This window comes from Kocuria oceani (assembly GCF_029524215.1).
Classification (GTDB): domain Bacteria; phylum Actinomycetota; class Actinomycetes; order Actinomycetales; family Micrococcaceae; genus Kocuria; species Kocuria oceani.
Genome location: NZ_JARAMH010000001.1, coordinates 135,413 through 159,431, shown reverse-complemented (window position 1 = coordinate 159,431; position 24,019 = coordinate 135,413). Strand labels below are relative to the sequence as shown.

The window sequence follows — 24,019 nt, the reverse complement described above, 5'->3', positions numbered from 1 at the left end:
CTAGCGTGAGTGGCGTAGCGATATTAGACCATTACGCGACATCGGTCGCGAGAAGGAGCCCCTCATGGCCGGCGGAGTCTACATCCTGGTGCTGCTCGTCCTCCTCGCCACCGTGGGGCGACTGTCCGTGCCGCGGCGGGAGCGCACGGCACTGCGCACCTGGACGCTGCGGGACGTCTACTACAACGTCCGGCGCGGGCTGGCCGTGCTCGGCGCGCACGGGCCGTCCTACCCGGCCCTGCACGAGACTGCCCGGCCGGCGGCGCAGCGGCGGCGCTGATCCCGCGGACCGCGCGGTCGACGACGGACGGCGGGGGCACGGCACCGCACCCCGCAGGCTCGCTCAGCCGTCGAAGTGGGTGCTGGTCGGCCCCTGGGACACGGTGGCGACCAGATCGGCGGCCAGGTCGCGCAGCTTCACGTTGCGGTGGCTGGAGGCGGCCCGGAGGATCTGCACGGCCCGCTCCTGGCTGCAGCGGTTCTGGGCCATCACGATGCCCACGGCCAGGTCGATGGTGGTGCGGGACTCCATCGCCGCCCGCAGGTCGGTCTCGGTGTCGCGGTGGCGGGCCAGGCGCACGGCCAGCGCCAGCGACGCCGACACCGAGGCCACCTGGCGGGTGACGACCTCGATGGTGGCCGCGTCGAAGGTCCCGGGCCGCTCGGCGTAGACGTTGAGCCCGGCGGCCGCCTCTCCCCCGAGCTCCAGGGGCACGCCCAGGGCGGCGCCGATCCCGGCCGCGGCCGCGGCCTTCCCGTAGTCCGGCCAGCGGGGGTCGGCGCCGGTGTCCTCCACGTGCACCACCCGGTGCTCGCGGGCGGCGGCCAGGCAGGGCCCGTCGCCGTAGTGGTACTGGATCTCGTCCAGGGCCTCGGCCCGCGGGCTGGAGGAGGCCACCGTGGCCGAGCGCCGCGGCCGCAGCAGCGTCACCGCGCACCACACCTCGTCCCCGTCGGTGGACAGGGCCTGGGCCATGGTCGCGGTGAACTCGTCGAGGAACGCGGTGATGTCCTCGGACTCCAGCAGCAGCTCCTGCAAGCGGGCCACCGGCACCCCGCTCGGGTCGCGCTCGGTCATGGGGTCCCCTTGTCGTCGGTACAGGTGCCGGATCGGCAGCCGCCCCGGAGGTCCGGGGCGGTCTGGCTCCATCGTGCCAGGAATCCGGGCCGGTGCGGACGGCCGGCGGGTGCGCCCGCGGCGGGGCGCACCCGCCGACCGGGACCCTGCGCGGCGGCTCAGACGAAGAGGGCGGTGACCTTGAGGGCGGTCTGGGTGATCCCGTAGAGCAGCGGGACCCCGACGAGGACCCAGCCGAGTGCCAGTCGTGCACGGCTCATGTCATGCCTCCTTCGCGAGGATCTTCGGGTCGGACGAGGCGGTGTCGGGCTCGTGGTAGCGGGCGTCCACGGGCTTGACCAGGAGGTTGGCGACGAAGCCCACGACCAGCAGTGCGACCATGGTCAGCAGCGCGGGCTGGTAGGCCTGCGCGGTGAGCTCCCCGGGGGTGCCCTGGGCGTCGAGGAACGCGTTCACGATGAGGGGCCCGGCGATGCCGGCGGCGGACCAGGCCGTGAGCAGCCGGCCGTGGATGGCCCCGACCTGGAACGTCCCGAAGAGGTCCCGCAGATAGGCAGGCACCGTGGCGAAGCCGCCGCCGTAGAAGGAGATGATGACGAAGGCCAGCAGCACGAACAGGAGCGTGGAGCTCGACCCGAACAGGGCCAGCACGGTGTAGAGGACCGCTCCCACGCCCAGGTAGATCATGTAGATCCGCTTGCGCCCCACGACGTCCGAGGTGGTCGACCACACGAAGCGCCCGCCCATGTTGCCGATGGACAGCAGCCCGACGAAGCCGCCGGCCACCCCGGCGGTCACGAGGGACGCGCCGTCCGCCTGGCGGAAGAAGTCCTGGATCATGGGGGCGGCCTGCTCGAGGATGCCGATGCCGGCCGTGACGTTGCAGAACAGCACGATCCACACCAGCCAGAACTGCCGGGTCCGGATCGCGTTGTTCGCGGAGACGTGGTTCTTGGTGACGAGCGCCTTCGTCTCGACCGTGGACGGGTCGAAGCCCTCGGGCTTCCAGCCGTCGGCGGGGACCTTGATGGTGAACGCCCCGAAGAGCATGTAGGCGAGGTAGACGACGGCGAGGGTCAGGAAGAGCTTGCCCACGGCGTCGCCGCTCGCGACCCACCCCTGACCGCCGGACTCCGGGTCGTAGGCGTTGAGCAGCGCCGCGGAGAGCGGGCTGGCAATCAGCGCGCCGCCGCCGAAGCCCATGATCGCCATGCCCGTGGCCAGTCCCGGGCGGTCCGGGAACCACTTGATCAGCGTGGAGACCGGAGAGATGTAGCCGATGCCCAGGCCGATCCCGCCGATCACGCCGTAGCCGAGATAGACCAGCCACAGCTTCTCGGTGAAGATCCCGGCCGCACCCACCAGGAACCCGCCGGACCACAGCAGGGCGGCGGTGAACATCGCCTTGCGGGGCCCGTTGGTGTCCACCCACGTGCCGAAGACGGCCGCGGACAGGCCCAGCATGACGATCGCGATGGAGAAGATGATGCCGATCTCCGTGAGGCTCGCGTCGAAGTGCTCCACCAGTGCGGTCTTGTACACGCTCGTGGCGTAGGCCTGGCCGATGCACAGGTGCACCGCCAGGGCCGCCGGAGGAATGAGCCAGCGGTTGAAGCCGGGGGGTGCCACCGTGTGCTCTCGATCCAGCCAGCCCATGACTCGACTCCTTCCTTGCTGCGGACGTGCCGTGACGGGGCGGACCCGGGGCGGCCCGGGGGCACGGGACCGGGCGCACCCGCCACGGCGCACGAGGGTGAATCATGTCACATCAAGGACACGGATGAAAAGCACCCTGTCGACCAGCGGGTCGGCCCACCCGCGTCACCGCCCCCGCAGGGTCCGCCACACGCGTCGCCAGAACGCGGCGAAGCCCCGCTCCGCGACGGTGCGCTCCAGCTGCTCGAGCCGGGCCGACTGCGCGCGGACGAGGTCGAGGAGCTCGCGGGCGAGGGCCTCGGAGCCGTCCAGGCGCGCGTGCAGCCCCTCCGCCTGCGTGCGGAGCTCCTGGCTCAGGTGGAGCGGCAGGCCGATGCCGTTCTCGGCGGTCCACTGCCTGAGGTGTCGCTCGCGCACGAGCAGCTCGTCCCGGCGGCGCAGCTCCGCACCCGGCGCCCCTCCCTGCCGGGCCCGCACGGGACGCAGCGGGCCCTCGACGAGACCCACGGTGAAGGTCTCGAGGAAGCGCAGGCGGAACTCCCAGTCTGCGGCGGCGGACAGGGTCTCGTCGTAGTCGCCGAGCACCCCGTGCACCGCGCGCCGGTACACGAACACCCCGGACGCCGGGCGCTCACCGCCGAGCGCGCCGGTGAGGGTGGGGGCGGCGGGCACCGGCGACGCGGCGTCCGGGCCGCGCCCGGGGACCACCACTCCGTCGTCCGTGGCCAGCGGGTCCTCGAGCCGGGCCACGGCCCGCTGCAGGACCGTGGGGGACCACTCGTCGTGGCCGTCCCGGAGCACCACGAGCTCCGAGTCCCCCGCGCGCAGCCCGCGGTTGGCCGCGGCCCCCGGGGTCAGGCCACGACGGTGGTGCAGGACCGCCGCCCGACCCGCGAGCTCCGCCCGCCGCGCGGTGAGGAGCTCGTCGACATCGGCGGGATCGTCCCCGCCGTCCAGCACGACCAGCTGCCAGTCGGTGAAGGTCTGCGCCAGGAGGCCGTCGAGGGCGCGGGCCAGCTGCGCGGAGCGTCCGCGGCTCCGGAGCACGACGGCGACCGTGGGACGTGCGGGCGGCACCGCGGGGACGACGTACCGGCGCCGGAGGGCGCGCACCACCGGGGCCCCGACCCCGCGCGGCGCGACGACCGCGGCGGGCGGCGGCTGGGGCCGCCCGCCGCGGAGGGCCTCGGCCACCGTGTCCCACCAGCGCTCGCCCGCGGCGCGCAGGGCCGGCACCGCGTCGACCAGGGCCGAGCGGACCGCCGCCCGGTGCTCGACGGCCTCCGAGGCCCACTGCTGGACGGCGGCGCGGGTGTCCCACGCCGCGTCACCGGGGGTGAGCAGCGCGGCCAGCGGCACCGCGTGCCCGGCCAGCCCCCACCGGTGCAGCACCGCGTCCATGCGCTCAACGGCATATGTATCCGTGCCCACGGGGAGGACGTCGGCCCCGCCGGCGAGCCCGAGGGCGACCGCGCGGGGGCAGGTGGTCACGAGGTGCTGGGCCGCGCCCACCAGCGCCGCCGCCGCTCCCGGCGCCGACGGGTGCCGCCGGACGTCTCGCGGCAGGTGCGCGGCGACGGCCGCGGCGAAGTCCGCGTCCTCCGCACGGCACGGCAGGACGGCGACCGCGCCCGGCACCCGATGCACCAGGGCGTCGAGCAGGGCGGCGAGCACCGGGGCGGCCTCCTCCGGACCGATCGGCCCGGCGGGGCGCTCGAGGGCCGCGACGATCGCGGGCGGCGCCTGGTCCGGTGCCTGATGGGGCGCCTCCTCGTGCGTCCGGCCCGGGACCCGGTCCGGGGCGTCCGCATCGACAGGGACGGGAGCAGGGGCGGAGCCCGGTGCGACGGCAGGATCCGGGAGGTCGAGGGTGTCGTCCCGGCCGAGGTGCAGGCCGGGGTGCTCCGGGCAGAGCCGGCGGGCCAGGGCCACGGAGGGCTCGTCCCGCAGCCCCACGAGCGAGGCCGCGGCCAGCAGCTCGCGCAGGACCTCCGCCGGAGCGTCGCGGACGTCGAGGGCCAGGCCGCTGACCACGACCGGCCGGCCGTGCCGCACCGCGGCCCGCGCCGCCTCGAGCCAGCCGGCGAGGAGCTCCCGGTCGGCCGGGTGCTCGGTGCCGATCAGCAGAAGCCCCGCTGTGGCCGGCGGCGCCTCCTCCGAAGGACTCAGCGCGGTGGGGCCCTCCGCCTCCGTCTCCGTGGGCGGCCGCGGGACACCCGGCTGCGCGAGCACCGCCTCGATCCCGCGCGCCGCGAGCTGCTGGAGCAGGCGGTCCGGCCCGCCCTCCTGACGGAGGTGCGGCTCCAGGCCGCCGGTGCTGCTCAGGACGTCGATGCGCATGACAGGACAGGCCTTTCCTCCGGCGGCTGGTGCACCACCATTCTCCCAGGCAGTCCCTCACCGGGGCGGCCACGACGGGGTCCGGACACGGACTGTCCCTCGTACGGTGTACGGAGTTGCAGGTCCGTACGAATCTGCCTTGTCCGCGTGCGAGCGGGTCCGTCATCGTGGAGGAACCACAGAGCACCGTCTCCGCCGGCAGCGACCACGTCCAGGACCGTCGCCCGGGTCGCTCTCCACCGAATCCCTGTACATGCCTGATCCGGCATACGAAGGAGAGCGGCGGGAGGGCGCTCCGGGTCGTCGACCGCCCGTCGCCGCTCCGGGCCGGACCGGCCCCGGAGACCCCGCGCACCCCGTCGCGGGAGAAGTCGAGGAGTTCCCACCATGTTGACCGCCGCCGTCGTCAGCCCCCAGCCCATGACCCGCATCGCGATGCAGCGGGAGTCCCTGGAGCACCCCGAGCACGGGGTGCGGATCGGCGCCGTGGCGGGGACGGTCCCGGAGTTCCTGGCCCAGAACGCGGCGGAAGCCGCCGTGGTGCTCCTGAGCCTCAACACCCAGGACGGCCGCAGCCTGGTGCAGAACATCACCGACCTCGTCGCGCACGAGCACACCGTGGTGGTCCTCACGCCGCCGGACGAGCTCGTCCGCGTCCGCTCGGCCTTCACGTGCGGGGCCTCGGGCGCGGTGGGCAAGTGCGAGCCGATCAAGGCGGTCTTCCGGACCATGCGGCTGGCCAAGCAGCTGGGCCACTTCGTGAGCGACGGCCTCCAGGCCTCCCTCGCGGAGCTGCCCAGCCGGGCCCCGGCCAAGCTGTCCGCCCGGGAGCGCGAGGTGCTCTCGCTCTACGTGGACGGCCTCCAGGAGCAGGAGGTGGCCACCCGGCTCCGGATCGCGGAGTCCACGGTCGAGGAGCACCTCAAGCGGATCCGGCGCAAGTACGCCCTCGTGGAGCGCCCGGCGCGCACCAAGCTCGAGTTGTACAAGAGGGCCATCGAGGACGGCATCATCCCGCCCGTCCTGCCGCTCGCCTAAGGTCCGCCGCACTGGGACGGACACCTCCGCGGCGGGCCGGAGCCGGGCGGGGCCACCGTGACCGGCCTGTTGCGCGCCGGCCGTTGTGCCTCCCCACGACCCGTTCCTAGACTGGGAGCGGCACCATCGTGCGCGGTCCGCGTCCTGCACCGGACCCGCGTTCCCGGCCCGGCCCACGCGCACGACCAGGGCGGCCCGGACCGGCGTCGTCGGCGGTGGCGTGCGCGCCGCCGATCGCAGAGGTTCGTCCGGGGGCGAACGCCTCCGCACACAGGAAGCCAGTCCGATGGGGATCGTGGACCGTGGGGAACATGACGACGAGGTCGCGCGGGCGCTCGAGGCGCTGCGGACCCGACTGACCGGCACACTGGTCGAGCCCGACGATCCGCTCTACGACGAGGCGCGGCGGGTCTGGAACGGCATGATCGACGTGCGGCCGCGCGCCGTTGCCCGGGCGGGCTCCGTGGCGGACATCGACCCGGTGCTGGCCACGGCCCAGCACACGGGCCTGCCGCTGGCCGTGCGCGGTGGAGGGCACAACGTGGCCGGGCACGGCACGGTGGAGGGCGGTCTGGTCCTGGACCTGAGCGCGCTGCGCCGGGTGGACGTGGACCCCGGGACCCGGCACGTGACGGTGGAGCCGGGCGCCACCCTCGCCGACGTCGACCGCGCCACCGCCCCGCACGGACTGGCCGTGCCCCTCGGCGTGGTGAGCGCCACCGGCGTCGCCGGCCTGACGGTGGGCGGCGGCGTGGGCTGGCTGACCCGCAGCAACGGTCTCACCCTCGACAACCTCGTCGGCGCCGAGGTGGTCACCGGGACCCGGGAGCACCTGCACGTCGACGCGGAGCGCAACCCGGACCTGTTCTGGGGCATCCGCGGCGGGGGCGGGAACTTCGGCGTGCTGACCTCCTTCACCTTCCTCGCCCGGCGGCTGCCGCCGTCCGTGCTCGGCGGGAACCTGTTCTACCGACGGCCCCAGTGGCGGACCGCGCTGCAGGCCTACGCCCGCTGGACCGCGGACCTGCCGGACGAGATGAACAGCATCATCTCGATCCTGCGCCTGCCGCCCGGCTTCGGCATGGGCGACGAGCCGTTCCTGATCGTCGGCTTCGCCTGGATGTCGCCCGACCACGAGGACGGCCTGCGCCTGGTCGAGCGCCTGCGCGCGGACGCGCCGCCCGACGAGGAGGAGGTCGGCCCGGTGCAGTGGCCCGAGTGGCAGTCGGCCATGGACGAGCTCTTCCCCCGGGGCGCACGCGGCTACTGGAAGAACGCCTCCTTCTCCCGCATGGACGACGAGGTGATCGACGCCCTGCTCGGCTTCGCCACCGAGGTCACCTGGTTCGGCACCGGCATCGACATCCACCACATGGAGGGCTTCTTCGGCCGGGTGCCCGCCGGGGCGACGGCCTTCCCCAACCGGTCGTCGCGGTACTGGCTCAACGTCTACGGCTACTGGCAGGACCCGGCCGAGGACGCCCGCCTGACCGCCTTCGCCCGGAGGGCCCACGCCGCCATGGCGCCGTTCGCCGAGCTCGGCCAGTACGTGAACTTCCTCGGCGCCGAGCAGGGCCCCGTCACCCCCGAGGCGGCCCGGCAGGCCTACGGGGAGCGGACGCACCGGCGACTCGTGGAGCTGAAGGACCGCTACGACCCGGGCAACATCTTCCGCCTCAACCACAACATCGTGCCGAGCGCCGCCTGACGAGCCCGGCGGAGGAGGGCAGACCCGTGGGACAGCACGTTCGCGCCGGAGAGCTCGAGATCTGGACGGAGCAGGTGGGCAGCGGACCCGACGTCCTGCTGATCGGAGGGCTGGGCGACACCGTCGAGTCCTGGCAGTTCCAGTTGGACGGGCTGGCCGACCGGTACCGGCTCACCGCCTTCGACAACCGCGGGGCGGGACGCACCGCCATGCCCGGCGGCCCCGTGTCGGTGGCGGCCATGGCCGACGACGCCGCCGGGGTGCTCCGGGCCCTCGGCGTCCCCGCCGCCCACGTGGCGGGCTTCTCCGGGGGCAGCATCATCGCGCAGGAGCTGGCGCTGCGCCACCCGGAGCTGGTCCGGAGCCTCGTGCTGCAGAGCACCTGGTCGGTCCCGGACCCCTACCTCCGGTCCTGGGGTCGCTTCGTCCGCTGGCTGGTCGGGGCCGCCCCCGGGGAGCGCGAGTTCCTGGAGTGGTTCTTCCTGTTCATCTACACGCCGCGGGCGCACAACGACGGCACCGTGAGCCGGTTCGTCGACGAGGTGCTCGCCTTCCCGTACCCGCAGCCGGCGGAGAACGTGCAGCGCCACCTGGATGCGTTCCTCCGCCACGAGACCACCGACCGTCTGCCCCGGATCGCGGTCCCGACATACGTCCTGGCCGGTGGTCTGGACGTCACGGCCCGGCCCGAGCTCTGCCGAGCCGTCGCGGACCTCATCCCCGGCGCCCGGTTCCAGGTGCTCGAGGAGGAGTCCCATCAGCCCTTCCAGGAGGCCCCGGAGCAGTGGAACGCGCTGGTCGACGCCTTCTGGCGGGAGCTCGACGCGCCGGACGCCCCGAACCCCGGCTGAGGACGCGGCTCAGGCGGCCCCGAGCAGCCGCAGCACGGCCGCCGCAGCCGCGCCCAGGACGACGACCAGCAGGAACGGCGCCCGCAGCATCAGGGCGACCCCCGCGACCAGCAGGGCCCCGAGCCGGGCGTCGAGCACCAGCGCCTGGCCGGAGCCGAAGGCGTTCATCACCACGAGGGCGGCGAGCAGGCCCACCGTGACGGTGCCCGCCATCCGTCCCACCCGGGGGTCGTCCAGCACCCGGTCCGGCACGAGGTAGCCCACGAGCTTGAGCCCGTAGGCCAGCGCGCACGCCGCGAGGACCCAGAACCACATGCTCATGCCCCGGCCTCCGTCCGGCCGGGCGCGGCCGCGCCGGCCCCCCGGCGGCGGGAGCGGCCGAGGAGCGCGGCGACCACCGCGGCCACCAGGATCGGCAGCCCCGGCGGCAGCACCGGGATGGTCAGCGCCGTGACGAGGGCGCAGACCACCGCGACGGCCACGGGCTCCCGGGCGCTGAGCCGGGGCCACAGCAGCCCGAGGAAGGCCGCCACGGCGGCGCCGTCCAGACCCCAGCGGGCGGGATCGCCGAGGGCGTTGCCGAGCAGGGCGCCGACCACGGTGAACAGGTTCCAGAGCAGGAACACCCCGACCCCCGCGGTCCAGAACCCCCGTCTCTCCTCGACGGGGTGGGTCTGGGAGGACGCCGCCGCGTTGGACTCGTCGATGGTCACGTGCGCGGCGAGCAGCCGGAGCCCGCCGCGGGGGCGGACCAGGGCGTTCATGCTCATGCCGTAGACGGCGTTGCGCACCCCGAGCAGGGTCGCGGCGCCCAGCGCGGAGGCCCCGGTCCCGCCGCCGGAGACCACCCCGATGAACGCGAACTGGGACCCGCCCGTGAACATGAGCGCGGACAGCGCCACCGTCTGCCAGAAGCTCAGGCCCGCCGCCACGGACAGCGCGCCGAAGGAGATCCCGTACAGCCCGGTGGCCACGGACAGGGACAGCCCGATCCGCACCGCCGGGGAGCTCCGCCAGCCGATGGGGACGGTGTGGCTCACGGGGTGACCCCCGAGGCCTCCTGGGGCTCCGGCGCGGTGCGGCGACCCTGTGCGGCGTCCAGGGCGTCCATCGCCTGGACGAGGGCCAGGTGGGCGAAGGTCTGCGGGAAGTTGCCCGTCATCCGCCGCCGGTCGGGCGACCACTCGGTGGACAGCAGGCCGAGGTCGTTGGCGCGGGAGAGGACCAGGTCCACGAGCTTGCGGGCGCTGTCGGTGCGCCCGGAGCGAGCGTACTGGGCCGCCAGCCACAGGGACGCGCCGAGGTGCGGATTGTCCTGGCCCGAGAACCCGTCCACGCCGATCACCCCGGCGTAGGCGTCGGGGTCCTCGGGGTCCACGGGCCCCAGGACGTTGCGGTAGCGGTGGATCAGCCCGCACGGGTGCCGCAGCTCCTCCTCGATCCGCCGCACGGTGCCCAGCATCCGTTCGTCGTCGTGGGCCACGAAGCCCACCTGCGGCAGCTGCAGCAGGGAGGCGTCCACGGCCTTCGACCCGTAGTACTGCACGAAGGAGCCGACCTCCGGGTCGTAGCCGCTCGTCCAGATCTCCTCCGCCAGGGCGTCCCGCAGCTGCTCCCACACCGGCGCGTCCCCGGGCAGCCCGTGCAGGCGCACCGCGTCCACGCCCGACTGCAGGGCCGCCCACATGAGCACCCGGGAGTGCGTGTAGTACTGCCGCTCGCCGCGCATCTCCCACAGGCCCTGGTCCTTGACCTCGTAGTTCTCCACCACCGAGCGCAGCATCGCCTGCTGGAGCGGCCAGGAGAGGTGGTCCTCCACCGCCCCGCGCCGGCGCAGCTTCTCGAACACGACCATGACGTGACCCACGGCGTCCGTCTGGTGCTGGCCCGCCGCGCCGTTGCCCTCGCGGACCGGGCGGGAGCGCTCGTAGCCGGGCAGGTCCAGCTGGTGCTCGCGGCCGCGGCGCTCCCCGGCGACGCCGTAGATGTTCTGCAGGTCGTGGGGGTCCCCGGCCACGGCCCGCAGCAGCCAGTTGCGCAGCTGCACGGCCTCCCGGTCGTGGTCGTGGTCGAGCATGATCTCCAGGGCCATCGCCGCGTCCCGCAGCCAGGAGAAGCGGTGGTCCCAGTTGCGCTCGCCGCCCACCACGTCCGGCAGCGAGGTGGTGGGCGCGGCCACCAGCCCACCCGTCTCCTGGTGCATCAGGGCCCGCACCACGAGCAGCGAGCGCCGGACCACGTCCGAGCGCCGGGCCACGGCGTGGCCGCGGACCGGGACGATGTGCACCGGCTCGTCCTGCTCGGCGGCGGGCGGGGTGTAGAGCCCGGACCAGTCCTGCCACAGCTCCACGGTGCGGGTGAGCTGCTCGTTGACGTCCACCGGCGCCGGCGGGGTGCGGTGGGACGGGAAGTGGGTCAGGACGAAGTCCCGGGCCTGGCCGGCGGAGACCGTGAAGGTCCCGCGGTGGCGGCGCACGTCGTCGTCGGAGGACTCGGGCAGGGGCTCGCCGCGCAGCACGAGCGCGTCCGGCCCGGCCATGGCCACGAGCATGGGCGGGGCGGGGTCCCCGCCCTCGGGGTCCTCCTCCCCCTCGAAGCGGCTGACCCAGGGCACCACGGCGCCGTAGCCGAAGCGGACCCGCAGCTCCTGGTACATCTGGACCTCCCCGGTGAGGCCCTCCACGCGGCGGATGAGATCCGTGCGGGAGGTCAGCGGGAGGAAGTCGGTGACGCGCACGGAACCGGAGTCCGTCACCCACACGGTCTGCAGCACGAAGGTGTTCTCCACGTAGAACCGCTCCGCGACCTGGGCCCCGCTCTCCTCCTCGTCGAGCACCTCCCCGCCGGCCTCGTCGGCGACCGTGCAGGAGGGGGCGAGCAGCCAGCGCCCGTGGTCGGCCTCGCCCAGCAGGGCACCGAAGAACGAGGGGGAGTCGAAGCGCGGGGCGCACAGCCAGTCGACCGAGCCGGTGCGGGAGACGAGCGGACCCGTGCGCATGTTCGAGAGCAGGGCGTAGTCCTCGATCAGTGAAGCCATGCCTCAAGATTGGCACATCGCCGCGGTGCTCCCGGCCCATCCCTTGAACCATACCCCCAAGGGGTATACAGTGTCGGCAGGACGACCGAGGAGGACCCATGACCCAGACCCTGCCGCCGCACGGGTACACCCAGGACAAGGACGCGTACCTCAAGCGCCTGCGGCGCATCGAGGGCCAGGTCCGCGGCATCCACCGGATGGTCGAGGAGGACAAGTACTGCATCGACGTCCTCACCCAGATCTCCGCGATCCAGTCGGCGCTCAAGGCCGTGAGCCTCGGTCTGCTGGACGAGCACCTCAGCCACTGCGTCGTGGGCGCCGTCGAGGCCGCCCAGGAGTCCGGGGACGTCGCCAGCGTGGACGACAAGCTCCAGGAGGCGTCCGCGGCCATCGCGCGCCTGCTCAAGAGCTGACCCGCCCCGCGCGCGCTCCCCGACCCGCACCCACCGAAACCCCAGAGGAGACCACCGTGCAGACCACCGCGCAGACCACCGTCAACGTGTCCGGAATGACCTGCGGGCACTGCGTCATGTCCGTCACCGAGGAGCTGACCGAGCTGGACGGCGTCCAGTCCGTCGACGTCGACCTGGTCGCCGGGGGCGTGTCCCCCGTCGTCGTCACCGCCTCCCGCGAGCTGACGTCCGAGGAGATCGCCGCCGCCGTCGAGGAAGCGGGGTACTCGGTTGCCTGAGACCCGCACGCGCGCGGCGGTGCCCGGCCGGGCGGCCGGGCCCCTGCGCACCCTCGAGCTGGAGATCACCGGCATGACGTGCTCCTCGTGCGTGAGCCGGGTCGAGAAGAAGCTCGGCAGGCTCGACGGCGTGGACGCCTCCGTGAACCTCGCCCTGGAGACCGCCACGGTCCACGCCCCGGAGGGCGTGACCGACGAGCAGATCCTCGGGACGGTCGAGAACGCCGGCTACGGGGCCGTCATCAGGACGGCGCCCCACCGAGGGCCCGACGACGACGGGAGCGGCGGCGGGTCCGTCTCCGCGATGGAGCGGGTCTCCGGCCGGGAGGCCTCCTCGCTGCGCTCCCCCGACTCCCTGCGCCGGCGTCTGGTCGTGGCCGGCGCCTTCTCCGTGCCGGTGCTCGTGATCTCGATGCTGCCCGGCTTCCAGTTCCCGCACTGGGGCTGGGTGGCCGCGCTGCTGAGCCTGCCGGTGGTGACCTGGGCCGCCTGGCCGTTCCACCGCTCGGCCGCCCTCAACGCCCGGCACCTCACCTCCACCATGGACACCCTCGTGTCCCTGGGCGTGTCCGCCGCGTACCTGTTCTCGCTGTGGAACCTGCTGCGCGACCCGGCCATGACGGCCGGGGCGATGCTCGGCCACACCATGGACATGAGCGGGCACCAGCTGTACTTCGAGACCGGCGCCCTCGTGACCGCCTTCCTCCTGCTGGGCCGCTACCTCGAGGCCCGGGCGAAGGCCCGCTCCGGGGAGGCGCTGCGCGCGCTGCTCGAACTGGGCGCCAAGGACGCCGTCGTCCTGCGGGACGGCGTCGAGACGAGCGTGCCGGCCGAGCAGCTGCGGCCCGGGGACCGGATCGTGGTGCGCCCCGGGGAGAAGATCGCCACCGACGGCGTGGTCCTCGAGGGCCGCTCCGCCGTGGACACCTCCCTGCTCACCGGCGAGTCCCTGCCGGTCGAGGTGGGCGTCGGCGACACCGTGACCGGGGCGACGATCAACACGAACGGCCGGCTGCTGGTCGAGGCGACCCGCGTGGGCGCCGACACGACCCTGGCCCAGATGGGCCGTGCGGTCGCCCGGGCACAGACGAGCAAGGCGCCCGTGGCCCGGCTCGCCGACCGGATCTCCGGGGTCTTCGTCCCGGTCGTGCTCGTGCTCGCCCTGCTCACGCTGGTGGGCTGGCTGGTGCTCACCGGCGACGTCGACGCCGCGTTCGTGGCGGCGGTCTCCGTCCTCGTCATCGCCTGCCCGTGCGCCCTCGGCCTGGCCACGCCCACGGCCCTGCTCACCGGCACCGGCCGCGGCGCGCAGCTGGGGATCCTCATCAAGGGCGCTGAGGTGCTCGAGGACACCCGCACCGTGGACACCGTGGTGCTGGACAAGACCGGCACGGTGACCAGCGGCCGGCTCTCCGTGGCCGCGGTGATCCCCGTGGGCGCCTACTCCCGGGACCAGGTGCTCGACCTCGCCGCCTCGGTGGAGCAGCACTCCGAGCACCCGATCGCCCGGGCCGTGGCCGAGGCCACCCCGCACCGGTTCCCGCTCTCCGGATTCGTCTCGGCCCCCGGCGGCGGCGTCCGCGCGCACGTGGCCGACGGGATGCACTCCCGCTCGGTGGTGGTCGGGCGCACCACCTGGCTCGCCGAGAACGGCGTGCGCCTCGACACCGCCCAGCTGGACGCGCTGCGGCGCGCCCAGGAGGGCGGGTTCACCACGATCCTCGTGGCCGTCGACGGGGCCCTGGCCGGATTCGTGGACCTGCGCGACACCGTGAAGGACGACGCCAGGCAGGCGATCGCGCGGCTCCAGGGCCTGGGGCTGCGGCCCCTGCTCCTGACCGGCGACAACGAGCCGGTGGCCCGCGCGGTCGCGGCCGAGGCCGGCATCCCCGCCGGGGACGTCGTCGCGGACGTCAGCCCGGAGGGCAAGGTCGCGGTGGTCCGCGACCTGCAGGACGAGGGGCGTGTGGTCGCCATGGTGGGCGACGGCGTCAACGACGCCGCCGCGCTGGCCCAGGCCGACCTCGGGATCGCGATGGGCTCCGGCACGGACGCGGCCATCGAGGCCGCGGACATCACCATCGTGCGCAGCGACGTGGGGTCGGTGCCCACCGCCATCGCGCTGTCCCGCCGGACCCTGTCGATCATCAAGTCCAACCTGTTCTGGGCCTTCGCCTACAACACGGTGGCCATCCCGGTGGCGGCCGCCGGACTGCTCAACCCGGTGATCGCGGGCGCCGCCATGGCCTTCAGCTCCGTGTTCGTGGTGCTGAACTCCCTGCGGCTGCGCGGCTTCGGCCGCTGAGCCGGGCACGGGCCCGAACACGCGGACGCCCCGGGAGGACATCGGTCCTCCCGGGGCGTCGCCGTGTGCGCACTCCGCGGGTCAGGCGTCGCTGCTGCCCGGGGTGGCCACGCTGTCCTCGTCCTCCTCGAGGACCGGCAGGTCGCTCTTCTGCCCCTCCTGGGGAGCGTTCGAGTAGCTGCCCTCCGGATCGGCGTCCGGGGTGTCCGCCATCCGCTGCTCGACCTTCTGCTCGAACTCCTCGTCGCCCTCGGTGGGCGGCTCCGGCTGCTGGCTCATGCTGCTTCCCGTCTCTGCGTCTGGAGCGGGGGCGCGGGTCGGCCCGGCTGCTCAGGTGGTGCCCAATCTACTGAGCGGGCGGACGGCGGCCAAGGCCCGGAGCGGGGGCCCGAGGCCGGCCGCCGGGGCTCAGGGGCGGGGGGCTCCGTCGTCGCCGCCCGTGCGCTCGCCCGTGCCCCCGGCCGTGTCCCCGCCGGTGTCCGGGGCCGGGTCCTCGGCGGGGCGTCGGCCGAGCAGGTCCTCGCCGCGGGTGTCGGGACGGACGCGCTGGCCGAACTCGGCCTCGCCGGGCGGCTGTGCGGCGGCCTCGCGGCGGGCGCGCGCCTCGGCGTAGAGCTTGGCCGAGGAGCGGTTGACGCCGGTGCCCTCCCCGAGATGGGGGTCGTTGGGCTTCTCGACGATCATGAGCGTGGCGCTGACCACCAGGGCCACGATGAACACGATGCCGGCCGCGGTGAAGGCCAGGTCCAGCCGCAGCTGGTTCTCGGTCCCGCCGCTGGCGAGGACCGCGACGCCGCCGAAGGTCACGGCCGCGAGCACGGCGGACAGGATCAGGGGGCCCTTGACGTCGGCCCGGAAGCCGCCTCGCGAGCCCTTGCGCTGTGCCACTCGTCCTCCTCGTGAACCGGTGTCGTCGGCAGGTCGGGGCCTGCTGTGCGGTTGACCAGTCTACGCCGTTCCGGCAGGGGCCCGGCCCTGCCGGTCCTCGTGCCGCAGGCTCAGCGCGGCGAGCAGGTGGGTGACGCCGATGACCACCGCGGCGGCGCCCACCACGCCGAAGAGGGCCTTGGCGCCGAGATCGGCCACCAGCACGAGGCCCGTGGCGGCGAGGACCGTGACGAGCCCGGCGATGGTCCAGTCCCGGCCCAGCGGGAAGGTGGTGCGGGACGACAGCCCGAGCGCGAGCTCGGTGAGCCCGGCGACACCCATGACGAGCCCGGCGTAGAGCACGAGGCCGCCGGGGCTGTCCGCGCCGAGGACCGTGAGCACCCCGCCCACGGCGTAGAGCAGGCCGTAGGACTGCGGGCCCTGCCGGCTGCGGCCCAGGTCCACGTGCTCGTTGCCGTTGAGCCGCAGCTGCAGCAGGATGCTCGCCGCGCCCGTCAGCAGGAGGTAGAGGCCCACGCCCCAGACCACCACGCCCATCGACGGCTCCTGCCAGAAGATGGTCACGGCGGCGAAGCACAGGGCCACGAGCGCGCGCAGCAGCGTGGGCGCGAACAGGTCGCGGTGGATGCCGGTGCTCGGTTCGGGGTTCACGGTGAGGCCTTTCGGGGACGGCGCGGCGGGCAGGGCCCCGGTGCGGCGGCGCGGGCGGGGCGGCCCGGGCGGGGCCCGCGGGCCACGGCACAGTCTAGCGAGCGGCCCCGGCTGCCCGTCCGGGCGCCGGTCCGGGCGCCGTGAGCACCCGGGCCAGCACCGCGAGGGCGTCCGGCAGGGCGTCGCCCTCCGGGGCGGCGCCGGTGGCGCCGAAGCCCACCACGACGCCGCGGCGCCCACCGCGCACGCCCTCCGCCCAGTAGGAGCCCAGCGCGGCGACCCGCACGCCCGCCGCCGCGGCGCGGGCCACGACGTCCTGCTCCTCGAAGGCCACCTCCCCGGTGAACTCCAGGACCGCGTGCAGCCCGCCGTCCATGGGCACGGCCCGCACCCCGCGGACCCCGGCGAGCGCCGCGCCGAGCAGGTCCCGCCGGCGCCGGTACTCCCGCCGCATCCGGGCGGTGTGCCGGCGCAGCCCGCCGTCGGCGAGGAAGCGGGCCATCGCGTCCTGGGCCACCGCCGAGGCGGGGTTGCCGAGGTCGGTGCGCAGCCGCAGCAGCTCCTCCCGCAGGGCCGGCGGGGCGACCAGGTAGCCGACCCCCAGCCCCGGCGCGAGGACCTTGGTGAAGGAGCCGAGCGTGGCCACGTGCCCGCCGCTCCCGAGCCGCCGGCCCGGGGCGGGCGGGCGCGCCACGGCGCCGGGCCCGTGGTCGAGGGCGGACAGCGCGGGGAGCGGCTCGCCGACGTAGCGCAGCTCCGAGTCGTAGTCGTCCTCCACGATCAGGGCGTCGTGGGCGCGGGCCCAGTCGAGCAGCTCGAGGCGGCGGGCCGCGGGCATCGAGGCCCCGAGGGGGTACTGGTGGCTGGGGGTCACCACCACGGCGTCGGGGGCCCGGTCGATCTCCCAGTCCCCCGACCACGCCCCCGACCACGCGCCGGACGGCAGCCGGGCGGGGTCGAGGCCGTGGTCGTCGATCGGCACGGGCAGCACCCGGTGGCCGAGCCGTTCCGGCACCCGGCGCAGGGAGGGGTATCCGGGGTCCTCCACGGCCACGCGTAGCGGGCGGCCGGCGAGGCCGCCCAGGGCGGCCAGCAGCAGCTGCAGCCCGTCCCGCGCCCCGGCCGTGACGAAGAGGTCCTGCGGGTCCCGGACCACGCCGCGCATCAGCCGCAGGTGCTCGGCGATCTGCTCGCGCAGCGGCTCCGCCCCCTGGGCCGGGGGCGCGGCCGCCCCCGCGGCGGCGGCCGCGGCGTCCCGCCACGCGGCCCGCCAGCCGGGGGTGGCCAGCCGCGCGGTGTCGGGGCGCCCGGGGGTGAGGTCGATCATGGGCCGGTCCCGGGCCCGCCGCGGCGGCGGCGCCGTCGGCCGGGACCCGGACCGGTCGTCCGGGCGGGGTTCCGCCCGCTCGACGCGGGAGCGGGCGAGGTCGGGATGGACGACGGTGGCCCCGTTGGTCGCGTGCAGATAGCCCTCGCCGTGCAGCTGGTCGTAGGCGGTCACCACGGATCCCCGCGAGACGCCCAGCCGGGCGGCGAGCCCCCGCGTGGAGGGCAGCGGGTCCCCGGGGCGCAGCACGCCGGAGACCACCAGCTCCCGCAGCTGCTGGACGAGCTGGGCGGGCAGCGGGGCAGGGTCGGCGCGGTCGACGCGCACGGGCAGGTCGACGTCGTGGGAGTGGCGCACGGGCACCTCGGGTCCTGGTCGGGGCCGGGCGGAGCCGGACCGCAAGTGGTCCAACGAATTCTACCGTCGGTGGACCTGTTGGTGGACCACTCAGGGGCGGAGGATGGTCGTATGACCGATCTGCAGACCACTCCTGCCCAGAACTCCGCCCGGACCACCTCCCCCGCGGACGCCACCCCGCTCACCGGCTCCCCGCTGGTCAAGCGCGGCCTCGCCGACATGCTCAAGGGCGGCGTCATCATGGACGTCGTCACCGCCGAGCAGGCCCGCATCGCCGAGGACGCCGGCGCCGTGGCCGTCATGGCCCTCGAGCGGGTGCCCGCCGACATCCGCGCCCAGGGCGGCGTGGCCCGCATGTCCGACCCGGACCTGATCGAGGGCATCCAGGCCTCCGTGTCGATCCCCGTGATGGCCAAGGTCCGCATCGGCCACTTCGTGGAGGCCCAGGTCCTGGAGCACCTGAAGGTCGACTACATCGACGAGTCCGAGGTCCTCTCCCCCGCCGACTACGTCAACCACATCGACAAGCAGCGCTTCACCGTCCCGTTCGTGTGCGGTGCCACCAACCTGGGCGAGGCTCTGCGCCGGCTCGCCGAGGGCGCCGCCATGATCCGCTCCAAGGGAGAGGCCGGCACCGGGGACGTCTCCGAGGCCACCAAGCACATCCGCACCATCCGCGGCCAGATCGCGGAGCTGCAGGCCCTGTACGCGGTCTCCCCCGACGCCCTCTACGTGAAGGCCAAGGAGCTCGCCGCCCCGTACGACATCGTCCTCGAGGTCGCCCGCACCGGAAAGCTGCCGGTCGTGCTGTTCACCGCCGGGGGTGTGGCCACGCCCGCGGACGCCGCCATGATGATGCAGCTCGGGGCCGACGGGGTGTTCGTGGGCTCGGGCATCTTCAAGTCCGGCAACCCCGCCGCCCGGGCGCAGGCGATCGTGAAGGCCACCGCCTACTACGACGACCCCGAGAAGATCGCCGAGGCCTCCCGCGGGCTCGGCGAGGCGATGGTCGGGATCAACGTGGGCGACCTCCCCGCCCCGCACCGGCTCGCGGAGCGCGGCTGGTGAGCTCCGCGCCCCGGGTCGGGGTCCTCGCCCTGCAGGGCGGGGTCGCCGAGCACGCCGCGATGCTCCGGGAGCTCGGCGCGGAGGCCGTGCTCGTGAAGACGGCCGAGCAGCTCTCCGGGCTGGACGCGATCGTGCTGCCCGGCGGGGAGTCCTCCACCATGGACCGGCTGCTGCGCCTGTTCGGGCTGCGCGACCCGCTGCGCGAGGCCGTGCTCGGCGGGCTGCCGACCCTGGGCACGTGCGCCGGGCTGATCCTGCTCTCCTCCGGCATCGAGGACCCGGCCCCCGGCCAGCGCACCCTCGAGGTCCTGGACGTCACCGTGGCCCGCAACGCCTTCGGCTCCCAGACGGCCTCCGAGGAGGACGTACTGACCTGGGGCGACGACGGGGCCACCGTGCGCGCGGCCTTCATCCGCGCCCCCGTGGTGACCCGCGCGGGCGAGGGCGTCACGGTGCTGGCCCGGCACCGCGGCGAGGTGGTCGCGGTGGCGAGCGGCAGCGTCGTGGGCATCTCCTTCCACCCCGAGCTGACCGGTGAGACCGCCGTGCACCGGCACCTGCTCTCCCTCGTCGCCGCACGGCAGGCCCTGCCCGCCTGACGGGAGCCGGCGCGGCGCCGCCCACGGGACGGTGCCGCGCCGGCGGGCGCCCGGTCAGTAGCTGCCGGAGGCCCCGCCGCCCGTGAAGCCGCCGCCCCCGCCGAAGGAGGACCCGCCCGCGCCGCCGCCGTCCGTGCCGCTGCCCGAACCGCCAGAGTACAGTCCCGGGTTGGTCAGGTAGAGCGGCAGCCACACGGCGGGGTTCGTCACGGCGTCGTCCTTGCGGTGGTGGTGGCGGTACGTCCGGTACGCCTTCTGCTGCTCCTCGGTGAGCCGCAGGTCCGGGTCCCGCTGCCGGGCCGCCCGCAGCTCCTCGTCGGCGATCCGCCGCCGGCGGCGCAGGTCCGCGGCGATCCACCAGGCGACGAGCACACCGACCAGGCCGAATCCGCCGGCGACCCCGCCGAACAGCGCCCAGTCGAAGGGCTCCTGCGGGGGCTCCTCGCCCCGCGCGTAGACGTAGACCTGCTCCACGGCCTCGGCCAGGCCCTCCGCATAGTGCCCGTCCGCGAAGGCGGGCTCGAGCACGTCCTCCACGACCCGCTCCGCCTCGTCGTCCGTGAACTGCTCCCGCACCCCGTCCGCCGACTCGATCCGCAGCTCCCGGTCCCCGGTGGCCGCGAGCACGAGCACGCCGTTGTCCGCCCCGGCGTCGCCCACCTCCCACGCGGTGGCGATCTCGCGGGCGCGGTCCTCGATCGGCCCGCCCGTCTCCTCCACCGTGAGCACGGCGACCCGCGCGGCGTCCGTGGCCGCGTTGTGCTCCTGGATCAGGGCGTCGAGCTCCCGCTCCTGCGCGTCCGTGAGGACGCCGGCGGCGTCCAGGACGTCGGAGTCGACGGGCGGTGCAGGAACTCCCGGCGCCGGGGCGGAGCACGCGGTGAGGACGGCGCCGCCCAGAGCGACCGCGGCCAGTGTCCGTCGGCGCACGGCTCCTCCTTCCCGGCCCCGGCGGTCCGGGGCTCGTCCCCAGCGTCGCAGACCGCGGCCGCGAGCGGATCCGCCTGCCGGGCGAGCTTCGGCGCCGCGGGGACGGGCACGCTCCGCCTGCGGGCGGACGGCGCCCGGACGGACTCAGCCCTTCCGGCGGGTGGGGACCACCATCACCGGGCTGCGGCCCTCGTAGAGCACGGCCTGGGAGACGGAGCCCATGAGCAGGCCCCGGAAACCGCCGTAGCCGCGGCTGCCGACCACCACGAGGTCCGCCGTCCGCCCCGCCCGCACCAGCTGGTCCGCGGGCGAGCCCGAGAAGACGTACGTCTCGACGTCCAGTCCCGGGTGGTCCTCCCGCACGCCCGCGGCGACCTGGTCCACCAGGGCCTGGGCGGGCTCGGTGAGCTGCTCGCGCACCGCCCGGTCCAGCTCCGCGGAGCCCGTGGGCACGCTCGCGGCCTCCGGCACCACCGTGACCAGCGTGAGCCCGGTGCCGTGCCGCGCGGCGTACCGTGCGGCCGCGACGACCGCCGGGTTGTCCCGCCCCAGTCGGTCCACGCCGACGAGCACCCGGCCCCTGAACGGACCCTCGGCGCCGCGGTCGGCCCGCGGGTCCCAGCGCTCCGGGAGCACGACCACCGGGCACCGGGCGTGCGCCGAGGCCGCCGCCGAGACCGAGCCCAGGCGTCCGCGCACCCCGCGGCGGCCGCGGCGACCGAGCACCAGCGCCGCGGCGTGCTCGGACTCCTGCACCAGCACGCCCGCCGCGTCACCGCGCTCGGCGACGCCGACGGCCGGGACGCCGGCCTCCCGGGCCCTCGCGACGGCGGTGCCGGCGACCTGGTCGGCCTCCGCCTCGATCGCCTCCAGGAACGGCCCGTACAGGCTGGGATCCACGGCCACGGGCCGCCCCATGGAGACCACCACCCTCAGCTCGGACCCGAGGGACCGCGCCTCCTGGATGGCCCAGTCGAGGGCACGGTCGCTGTTCTCGGAGCCGTCGTAGCCGACGACGATCTGCTCTGCCATGGGTGGCTGCTTCCTGTTCTCGCGGCGCGCACCCCCGGAGGAGTCGCTCAGGCGGGGTGGGCCGGCACGATCATGACCGGTCCGGCGGCGTTCTCCAGCACGGCCTGGGAGACCGAGCCGAGCAGCAGCCCGCGGAACCCGCCGATGCCGCGGGAGCCGACCACGACCAGGTCCGCGGAGTGCGTGGCGTTCATCAGGATGCGTCCTGGGCGGCCGACGAAGATGTGGTGCTCCACGGTGAGGCCGGGGTGCTCGGACGCGATCTCCCGCGAGATCTCCTCGAGCTTGCGCTCGGCCTCGCGGAAGTACCGGGCCTGGTTGAACTCGTCCTGGAACCAGGAGGGCGTGCCGGACAGGGCCCCGTTGACGGAGACCAGGGCCAGGGGCTTGCCGTGCTCCTCGGCGTACTGCACGGCCTGCCACAGCGCCGGGTTGCGCGAGCCGAGGGCGTCGAGACCGACGACCACCCGCCCCGAGAAGTCGATCTCCTCCGCCTTGACCGGCCCCTGGTCCTCCAGCGCGTAGTCGGTGCCGCCGCGGCTGCGCTCGCCGTGCTTCTTCTCCGCCGGTTCCGGGACGACCACGACCGGGCACTTGGCGTGCGCGGCGACCGCCGCGGACACCGAGCCGAGCCGGCCGCGCAGGGCCCCGCCGCGGCCGCGCTTGCCCATGACGACGAGCGAGGCGCTGCCGGACTGCTCCACGACGGCCTTGGCCGCGTCCCCGGCGGCCTCGACGGTCTCCACGGGCAGCCCCGCGTCCTCCACGACCCGCCGGGCCTCGGCGAGGTGCTCCGCGTTCTCCTTGGTCACCGCCTCGGTGAAGCGCTGCTCGAGCCCGGGGTCGCCCACCCCGATGACCGGATAGGCGCCGACCAGGCGGACCGAGAAGTCGTGCGCCCGGGCCTCCTCGACCGCCCGGTCGAGGGCGTGCCGGGCCTGGTCCGACCCGTCGATCCCGACGAGCACGACGTCGTGCCCGGCAGCGGGCTGGTTCTGCGTGCGGGAGTCGTTGTCCATGGGCGCAATTTTAGGTGATCCACCGCACATCCCGCCGTGGGTTCCCGGTTGTTACCGCGCGTTCCGGAGCAGCCAGGCGTCACCGCGGGTCCGCAGTCCGAGGGTCAGCGCCCGGGCTCCCAGATAGCCTCCTGCGTAGGCGATCCACAGCCACACGAGCCCGCCGGTGCCCGAGCCGCCGGAGCCGGCCACGAGGGCCAGCAGCGGGGCGTAGACGGCGAGGTTGAGCACCCCGGCCACGGCGAGGTAGCGGGCGTCCCCGGCCCCGATGAGCACCCCGTCGAGGACGAAGACGTAGGCGGCCAGCGGCTGGCCCGCCGCGACCACGAGCAGGGCCGCCGCGAACAGGGCCTGCACGGCCGGGTCCGGGCTGAGCAGGAAGCCCAGACGCGTCCCGAGCACGGCCACGGCCAGACCGGTCACCACCCCGAAGCCGAGGCCCCAGAGCACCAGCCGGCGCATCAGGTCGCGGATCGCCTGCCGCTCGGCCGGCTCCGCCAGGTCCCGGGCGCCCATGTCCCGGCCCAGCAGCGCCTGCGCGGCGATGGCCAGGGCGTCGAGGGCGAAGGCCAGGAAGCTGAACACCGTCATCACGAGCTGGTGGGCGGCGAGGTTCTGGGCGCCCTGGGCCGTGACCACCAGGACGGTCGCGAGGATGGCCACCCGCAGGGACACCGTGCGGAGCATCAGCCAGGACCCCACGGCCAGGTGGGAGCGCAGCCGGGCCCACGAGGTCGCCGGCCCCACCCCGTGCCGGCGGGCCAGCCGGTGCACGATCCGCAGGTAGGCCAGGGCCATGGCCCACTGCACGGCGCTCGTGCCGATCGCGGCGCCGGCCACGCCCAGGCCGGCGCCGTGCACCAGCACGAGGTTGAGCACCGCGTTGGCCGCGGCCCCGATCCCCGCGATGAGCAGCGGGGTCCTCGTGTCCTGGAGCCCGCGGAGTACGCCGGTGGCCGCGAGCACGAGGAGCATGCCGGTCAGCCCGGGCAGGGACCAGTGCAGGTAGGCGACCGCGTGCTCCAGGACCTCACCGCGGGCACCCATCCGCTCCAGCAGGGGCCGCCCGAGCACCCAGCCCGCCGCGGAGAGCAGGACGCCGAGCCCGGCGGCCACCCAGAGCCCGTCCCGGCCCACCGCCACGGCCTCGGGGAGCCGGCCGGCGCCGAGGTGCCGGGCCACCGCGGGCGTGGTGCTGTAGGCCAGGAAGACCATCAGCCCCACGACCGTCTGGACCAGGGCGGCGGCCACGCCCACCCCGGCCAGCTGCGGGGTGCCCAGGTGCCCGACGATCGCCGAGTCCGCCAGCAGGAACAGCGGCTCGGCCACGAGCGCGCCGAAGGCGGGCACCGCGAGGGCCAGGATCTGCCGGTTGAGCCCGCGCGGGCGTGCGGTGGTGGTCACCGGACCAGGGTACCGACGCCCCCGCACCCGCCGGTGCGGC

At 74.9% G+C, this 24,019-nt stretch carries 24 protein-coding genes; 9 read left to right on the top strand and 15 right to left on the bottom strand.

Annotated features, from left to right (window positions below):
- Positions 1-64 precede the first annotated feature (64 nt).
- A complete protein-coding gene (locus PU704_RS00810) occupies positions 65-280 on the top strand; it encodes a hypothetical protein (RefSeq protein WP_277549719.1) in 216 nt (71 codons plus the stop codon).
- A 63-nt stretch (positions 281-343) separates the two neighbouring features.
- On the opposite strand, the gene PU704_RS00805 is transcribed toward PU704_RS00810, so the two are convergent.
- From PU704_RS00805 to PU704_RS00795, 4 genes are all read right to left on the bottom strand, one after another.
- Positions 344-1,078, bottom strand: a complete 735-nt coding sequence (locus PU704_RS00805) for a GAF and ANTAR domain-containing protein (protein WP_277549718.1) — start codon at positions 1,076-1,078, stop codon at positions 344-346.
- Between the two features lie 158 nt (positions 1,079-1,236).
- Positions 1,237-1,338, bottom strand: a complete 102-nt coding sequence (locus PU704_RS20025; protein ID WP_417466370.1) for an MFS transporter small subunit — start codon at positions 1,336-1,338, stop codon at positions 1,237-1,239.
- A 1-nt stretch (position 1,339) separates the two neighbouring features.
- Positions 1,340-2,734 carry an OFA family MFS transporter gene (locus PU704_RS00800; protein ID WP_277549717.1) on the bottom strand — a complete coding sequence of 465 codons (1,395 nt, stop codon included), beginning with the start codon at positions 2,732-2,734 and terminating at the stop codon, positions 1,340-1,342.
- Between the two features lie 165 nt (positions 2,735-2,899).
- Entirely contained in the window at positions 2,900-5,074 is a 2,175-nt protein-coding gene (locus tag PU704_RS00795) for a glycosyltransferase (protein ID WP_277549716.1), read from the bottom strand.
- Positions 5,075-5,461: 387 nt separating this feature from the next.
- Between PU704_RS00795 and PU704_RS00790 the strand changes: the two genes are divergently transcribed.
- The 3 genes from PU704_RS00790 to PU704_RS00780 all read left to right on the top strand — a co-directional run bounded on the left by PU704_RS00790 (position 5,462) and on the right by PU704_RS00780 (position 8,671).
- Positions 5,462-6,112, top strand: coding sequence for a helix-turn-helix transcriptional regulator (locus PU704_RS00790; protein ID WP_075872050.1), 651 nt, complete (start codon positions 5,462-5,464; stop codon positions 6,110-6,112).
- 286 nt (positions 6,113-6,398) lie between these two features.
- Positions 6,399-7,820, top strand: coding sequence for an FAD-binding oxidoreductase (locus PU704_RS00785; RefSeq protein ID WP_277549715.1), 1,422 nt, complete (start codon positions 6,399-6,401; stop codon positions 7,818-7,820).
- Positions 7,821-7,846: 26 nt separating this feature from the next.
- Complete coding sequence (locus PU704_RS00780) at positions 7,847-8,671, top strand: alpha/beta fold hydrolase (RefSeq protein WP_277549714.1); 825 nt, start codon at positions 7,847-7,849, stop codon at positions 8,669-8,671.
- A 9-nt stretch (positions 8,672-8,680) separates the two neighbouring features.
- Here the strand turns inward: PU704_RS00780 and PU704_RS00775 are convergent, their stop codons facing one another.
- From PU704_RS00775 to PU704_RS00765, 3 genes are read right to left on the bottom strand one after another with little or no spacing between them, the layout of a single operon-like run.
- Complete coding sequence (locus tag PU704_RS00775; RefSeq protein WP_047805313.1) at positions 8,681-8,992, bottom strand: AzlD domain-containing protein; 312 nt, start codon at positions 8,990-8,992, stop codon at positions 8,681-8,683.
- Positions 8,989-9,711: an AzlC family ABC transporter permease gene (locus PU704_RS00770; protein WP_277549713.1), complete on the bottom strand. Its 723-nt coding sequence runs from the start codon at positions 9,709-9,711 to the stop codon at positions 8,989-8,991. Before PU704_RS00770 ends, PU704_RS00775 begins: the two co-directional genes overlap by 4 nt.
- Positions 9,708-11,708, bottom strand: coding sequence for a glycoside hydrolase family 15 protein (locus tag PU704_RS00765; RefSeq protein ID WP_277549712.1), 2,001 nt, complete (start codon positions 11,706-11,708; stop codon positions 9,708-9,710). Before PU704_RS00765 ends, PU704_RS00770 begins: the two co-directional genes overlap by 4 nt.
- A 98-nt stretch (positions 11,709-11,806) precedes the next feature.
- Here PU704_RS00765 and PU704_RS00760 point away from each other — a divergent pair, with 98 nt between their 5' ends.
- From PU704_RS00760 to PU704_RS00750, 3 genes are all read left to right on the top strand, one after another.
- Positions 11,807-12,121, top strand: a complete 315-nt coding sequence (locus PU704_RS00760; protein ID WP_047805310.1) for a metal-sensitive transcriptional regulator — start codon at positions 11,807-11,809, stop codon at positions 12,119-12,121.
- 95 nt (positions 12,122-12,216) lie between these two features.
- Positions 12,217-12,399, top strand: coding sequence for a cation transporter (locus PU704_RS00755; RefSeq protein ID WP_047805333.1), 183 nt, complete (start codon positions 12,217-12,219; stop codon positions 12,397-12,399).
- Positions 12,400-12,472: 73 nt separating this feature from the next.
- Positions 12,473-14,704 (top strand): heavy metal translocating P-type ATPase, encoded by a 2,232-nt coding sequence (locus tag PU704_RS00750; protein WP_277549908.1) that lies wholly within the window; start codon positions 12,473-12,475, stop codon positions 14,702-14,704.
- 81 nt (positions 14,705-14,785) lie between these two features.
- On the opposite strand, the gene PU704_RS00745 is transcribed toward PU704_RS00750, so the two are convergent.
- The 4 genes from PU704_RS00745 to pdxR all read right to left on the bottom strand — a co-directional run bounded on the left by PU704_RS00745 (position 14,786) and on the right by pdxR (position 17,927).
- Positions 14,786-14,983, bottom strand: a complete 198-nt coding sequence (locus PU704_RS00745) for a hypothetical protein (protein ID WP_047805308.1) — start codon at positions 14,981-14,983, stop codon at positions 14,786-14,788.
- A 129-nt stretch (positions 14,984-15,112) separates the two neighbouring features.
- Positions 15,113-15,592, bottom strand: a complete 480-nt coding sequence (locus PU704_RS00740; protein ID WP_075872046.1) for a hypothetical protein — start codon at positions 15,590-15,592, stop codon at positions 15,113-15,115.
- Between the two features lie 60 nt (positions 15,593-15,652).
- Positions 15,653-16,243, bottom strand: a complete 591-nt coding sequence (locus PU704_RS00735) for a DUF308 domain-containing protein (protein WP_082157618.1) — start codon at positions 16,241-16,243, stop codon at positions 15,653-15,655.
- A gap of 94 nt (positions 16,244-16,337) precedes the next feature.
- Entirely contained in the window at positions 16,338-17,927 is a 1,590-nt protein-coding gene (gene pdxR / locus PU704_RS00730; protein WP_277549711.1) for a MocR-like pyridoxine biosynthesis transcription factor PdxR, read from the bottom strand.
- Positions 17,928-18,038: 111 nt separating this feature from the next.
- Between pdxR and pdxS the strand changes: the two genes are divergently transcribed.
- Both pdxS and pdxT read left to right on the top strand, forming a co-directional pair.
- Positions 18,039-18,995, top strand: a complete 957-nt coding sequence (gene pdxS / locus PU704_RS00725) for a pyridoxal 5'-phosphate synthase lyase subunit PdxS (RefSeq protein ID WP_047805306.1) — start codon at positions 18,039-18,041, stop codon at positions 18,993-18,995.
- A complete protein-coding gene (pdxT, locus tag PU704_RS00720; protein ID WP_277549710.1) occupies positions 18,992-19,594 on the top strand; it encodes a pyridoxal 5'-phosphate synthase glutaminase subunit PdxT in 603 nt (200 codons plus the stop codon). The genes pdxS and pdxT overlap by 4 nt, the downstream gene beginning before the upstream one ends.
- A 54-nt stretch (positions 19,595-19,648) precedes the next feature.
- Here the strand turns inward: pdxT and PU704_RS00715 are convergent, their stop codons facing one another.
- The 4 genes from PU704_RS00715 to PU704_RS00700 form a co-directional block, all read right to left on the bottom strand.
- On the bottom strand, positions 19,649-20,524 hold the full coding sequence (locus PU704_RS00715; protein WP_277549709.1) for a TPM domain-containing protein: 876 nt from the start codon (positions 20,522-20,524) through the stop codon (positions 19,649-19,651).
- A 144-nt stretch (positions 20,525-20,668) separates the two neighbouring features.
- Positions 20,669-21,556, bottom strand: a complete 888-nt coding sequence (locus PU704_RS00710) for a universal stress protein (protein ID WP_277549708.1) — start codon at positions 21,554-21,556, stop codon at positions 20,669-20,671.
- A 47-nt stretch (positions 21,557-21,603) separates the two neighbouring features.
- Positions 21,604-22,575, bottom strand: a complete 972-nt coding sequence (locus PU704_RS00705) for a universal stress protein (RefSeq protein ID WP_047805302.1) — start codon at positions 22,573-22,575, stop codon at positions 21,604-21,606.
- A 51-nt stretch (positions 22,576-22,626) separates the two neighbouring features.
- Positions 22,627-23,979, bottom strand: coding sequence for an MATE family efflux transporter (locus PU704_RS00700; RefSeq protein ID WP_277549707.1), 1,353 nt, complete (start codon positions 23,977-23,979; stop codon positions 22,627-22,629).
- Positions 23,980-24,019 lie beyond the last annotated feature (40 nt).

Excerpts from the sequence above, each read along its gene's own strand:
- PU704_RS00810 (WP_277549719.1), top strand. The coding sequence starts at position 65 with ATGGCCGGCGGAGTCTACATCCTGGTGCTGCTCGTCCTCCTCGCCACC.
- PU704_RS00805 (WP_277549718.1), bottom strand. The coding sequence starts at position 1,078 with ATGACCGAGCGCGACCCGAGCGGGGTGCCGGTGGCCCGCTTGCAGGAG.
- PU704_RS20025 (WP_417466370.1), bottom strand. The coding sequence starts at position 1,338 with ATGAGCCGTGCACGACTGGCACTCGGCTGGGTCCTCGTCGGGGTCCCG.
- PU704_RS00800 (WP_277549717.1), bottom strand. The coding sequence starts at position 2,734 with ATGGGCTGGCTGGATCGAGAGCACACGGTGGCACCCCCCGGCTTCAAC.
- PU704_RS00795 (WP_277549716.1), bottom strand. The coding sequence starts at position 5,074 with ATGCGCATCGACGTCCTGAGCAGCACCGGCGGCCTGGAGCCGCACCTC.
- PU704_RS00790 (WP_075872050.1), top strand. The coding sequence starts at position 5,462 with ATGTTGACCGCCGCCGTCGTCAGCCCCCAGCCCATGACCCGCATCGCG.
- PU704_RS00785 (WP_277549715.1), top strand. The coding sequence starts at position 6,399 with ATGGGGATCGTGGACCGTGGGGAACATGACGACGAGGTCGCGCGGGCG.
- PU704_RS00775 (WP_047805313.1), bottom strand. The coding sequence starts at position 8,992 with ATGAGCATGTGGTTCTGGGTCCTCGCGGCGTGCGCGCTGGCCTACGGG.
- PU704_RS00765 (WP_277549712.1), bottom strand. The coding sequence starts at position 11,708 with ATGGCTTCACTGATCGAGGACTACGCCCTGCTCTCGAACATGCGCACG.
- PU704_RS00760 (WP_047805310.1), top strand. The coding sequence starts at position 11,807 with ATGACCCAGACCCTGCCGCCGCACGGGTACACCCAGGACAAGGACGCG.
- PU704_RS00755 (WP_047805333.1), top strand. The coding sequence starts at position 12,217 with ATGACCTGCGGGCACTGCGTCATGTCCGTCACCGAGGAGCTGACCGAG.
- PU704_RS00750 (WP_277549908.1), top strand. The coding sequence starts at position 12,473 with ATGACGTGCTCCTCGTGCGTGAGCCGGGTCGAGAAGAAGCTCGGCAGG.
- PU704_RS00745 (WP_047805308.1), bottom strand. The coding sequence starts at position 14,983 with ATGAGCCAGCAGCCGGAGCCGCCCACCGAGGGCGACGAGGAGTTCGAG.
- pdxS (WP_047805306.1), top strand. The coding sequence starts at position 18,039 with ATGACCGATCTGCAGACCACTCCTGCCCAGAACTCCGCCCGGACCACC.
- PU704_RS00710 (WP_277549708.1), bottom strand. The coding sequence starts at position 21,556 with ATGGCAGAGCAGATCGTCGTCGGCTACGACGGCTCCGAGAACAGCGAC.
- PU704_RS00705 (WP_047805302.1), bottom strand. The coding sequence starts at position 22,575 with ATGGACAACGACTCCCGCACGCAGAACCAGCCCGCTGCCGGGCACGAC.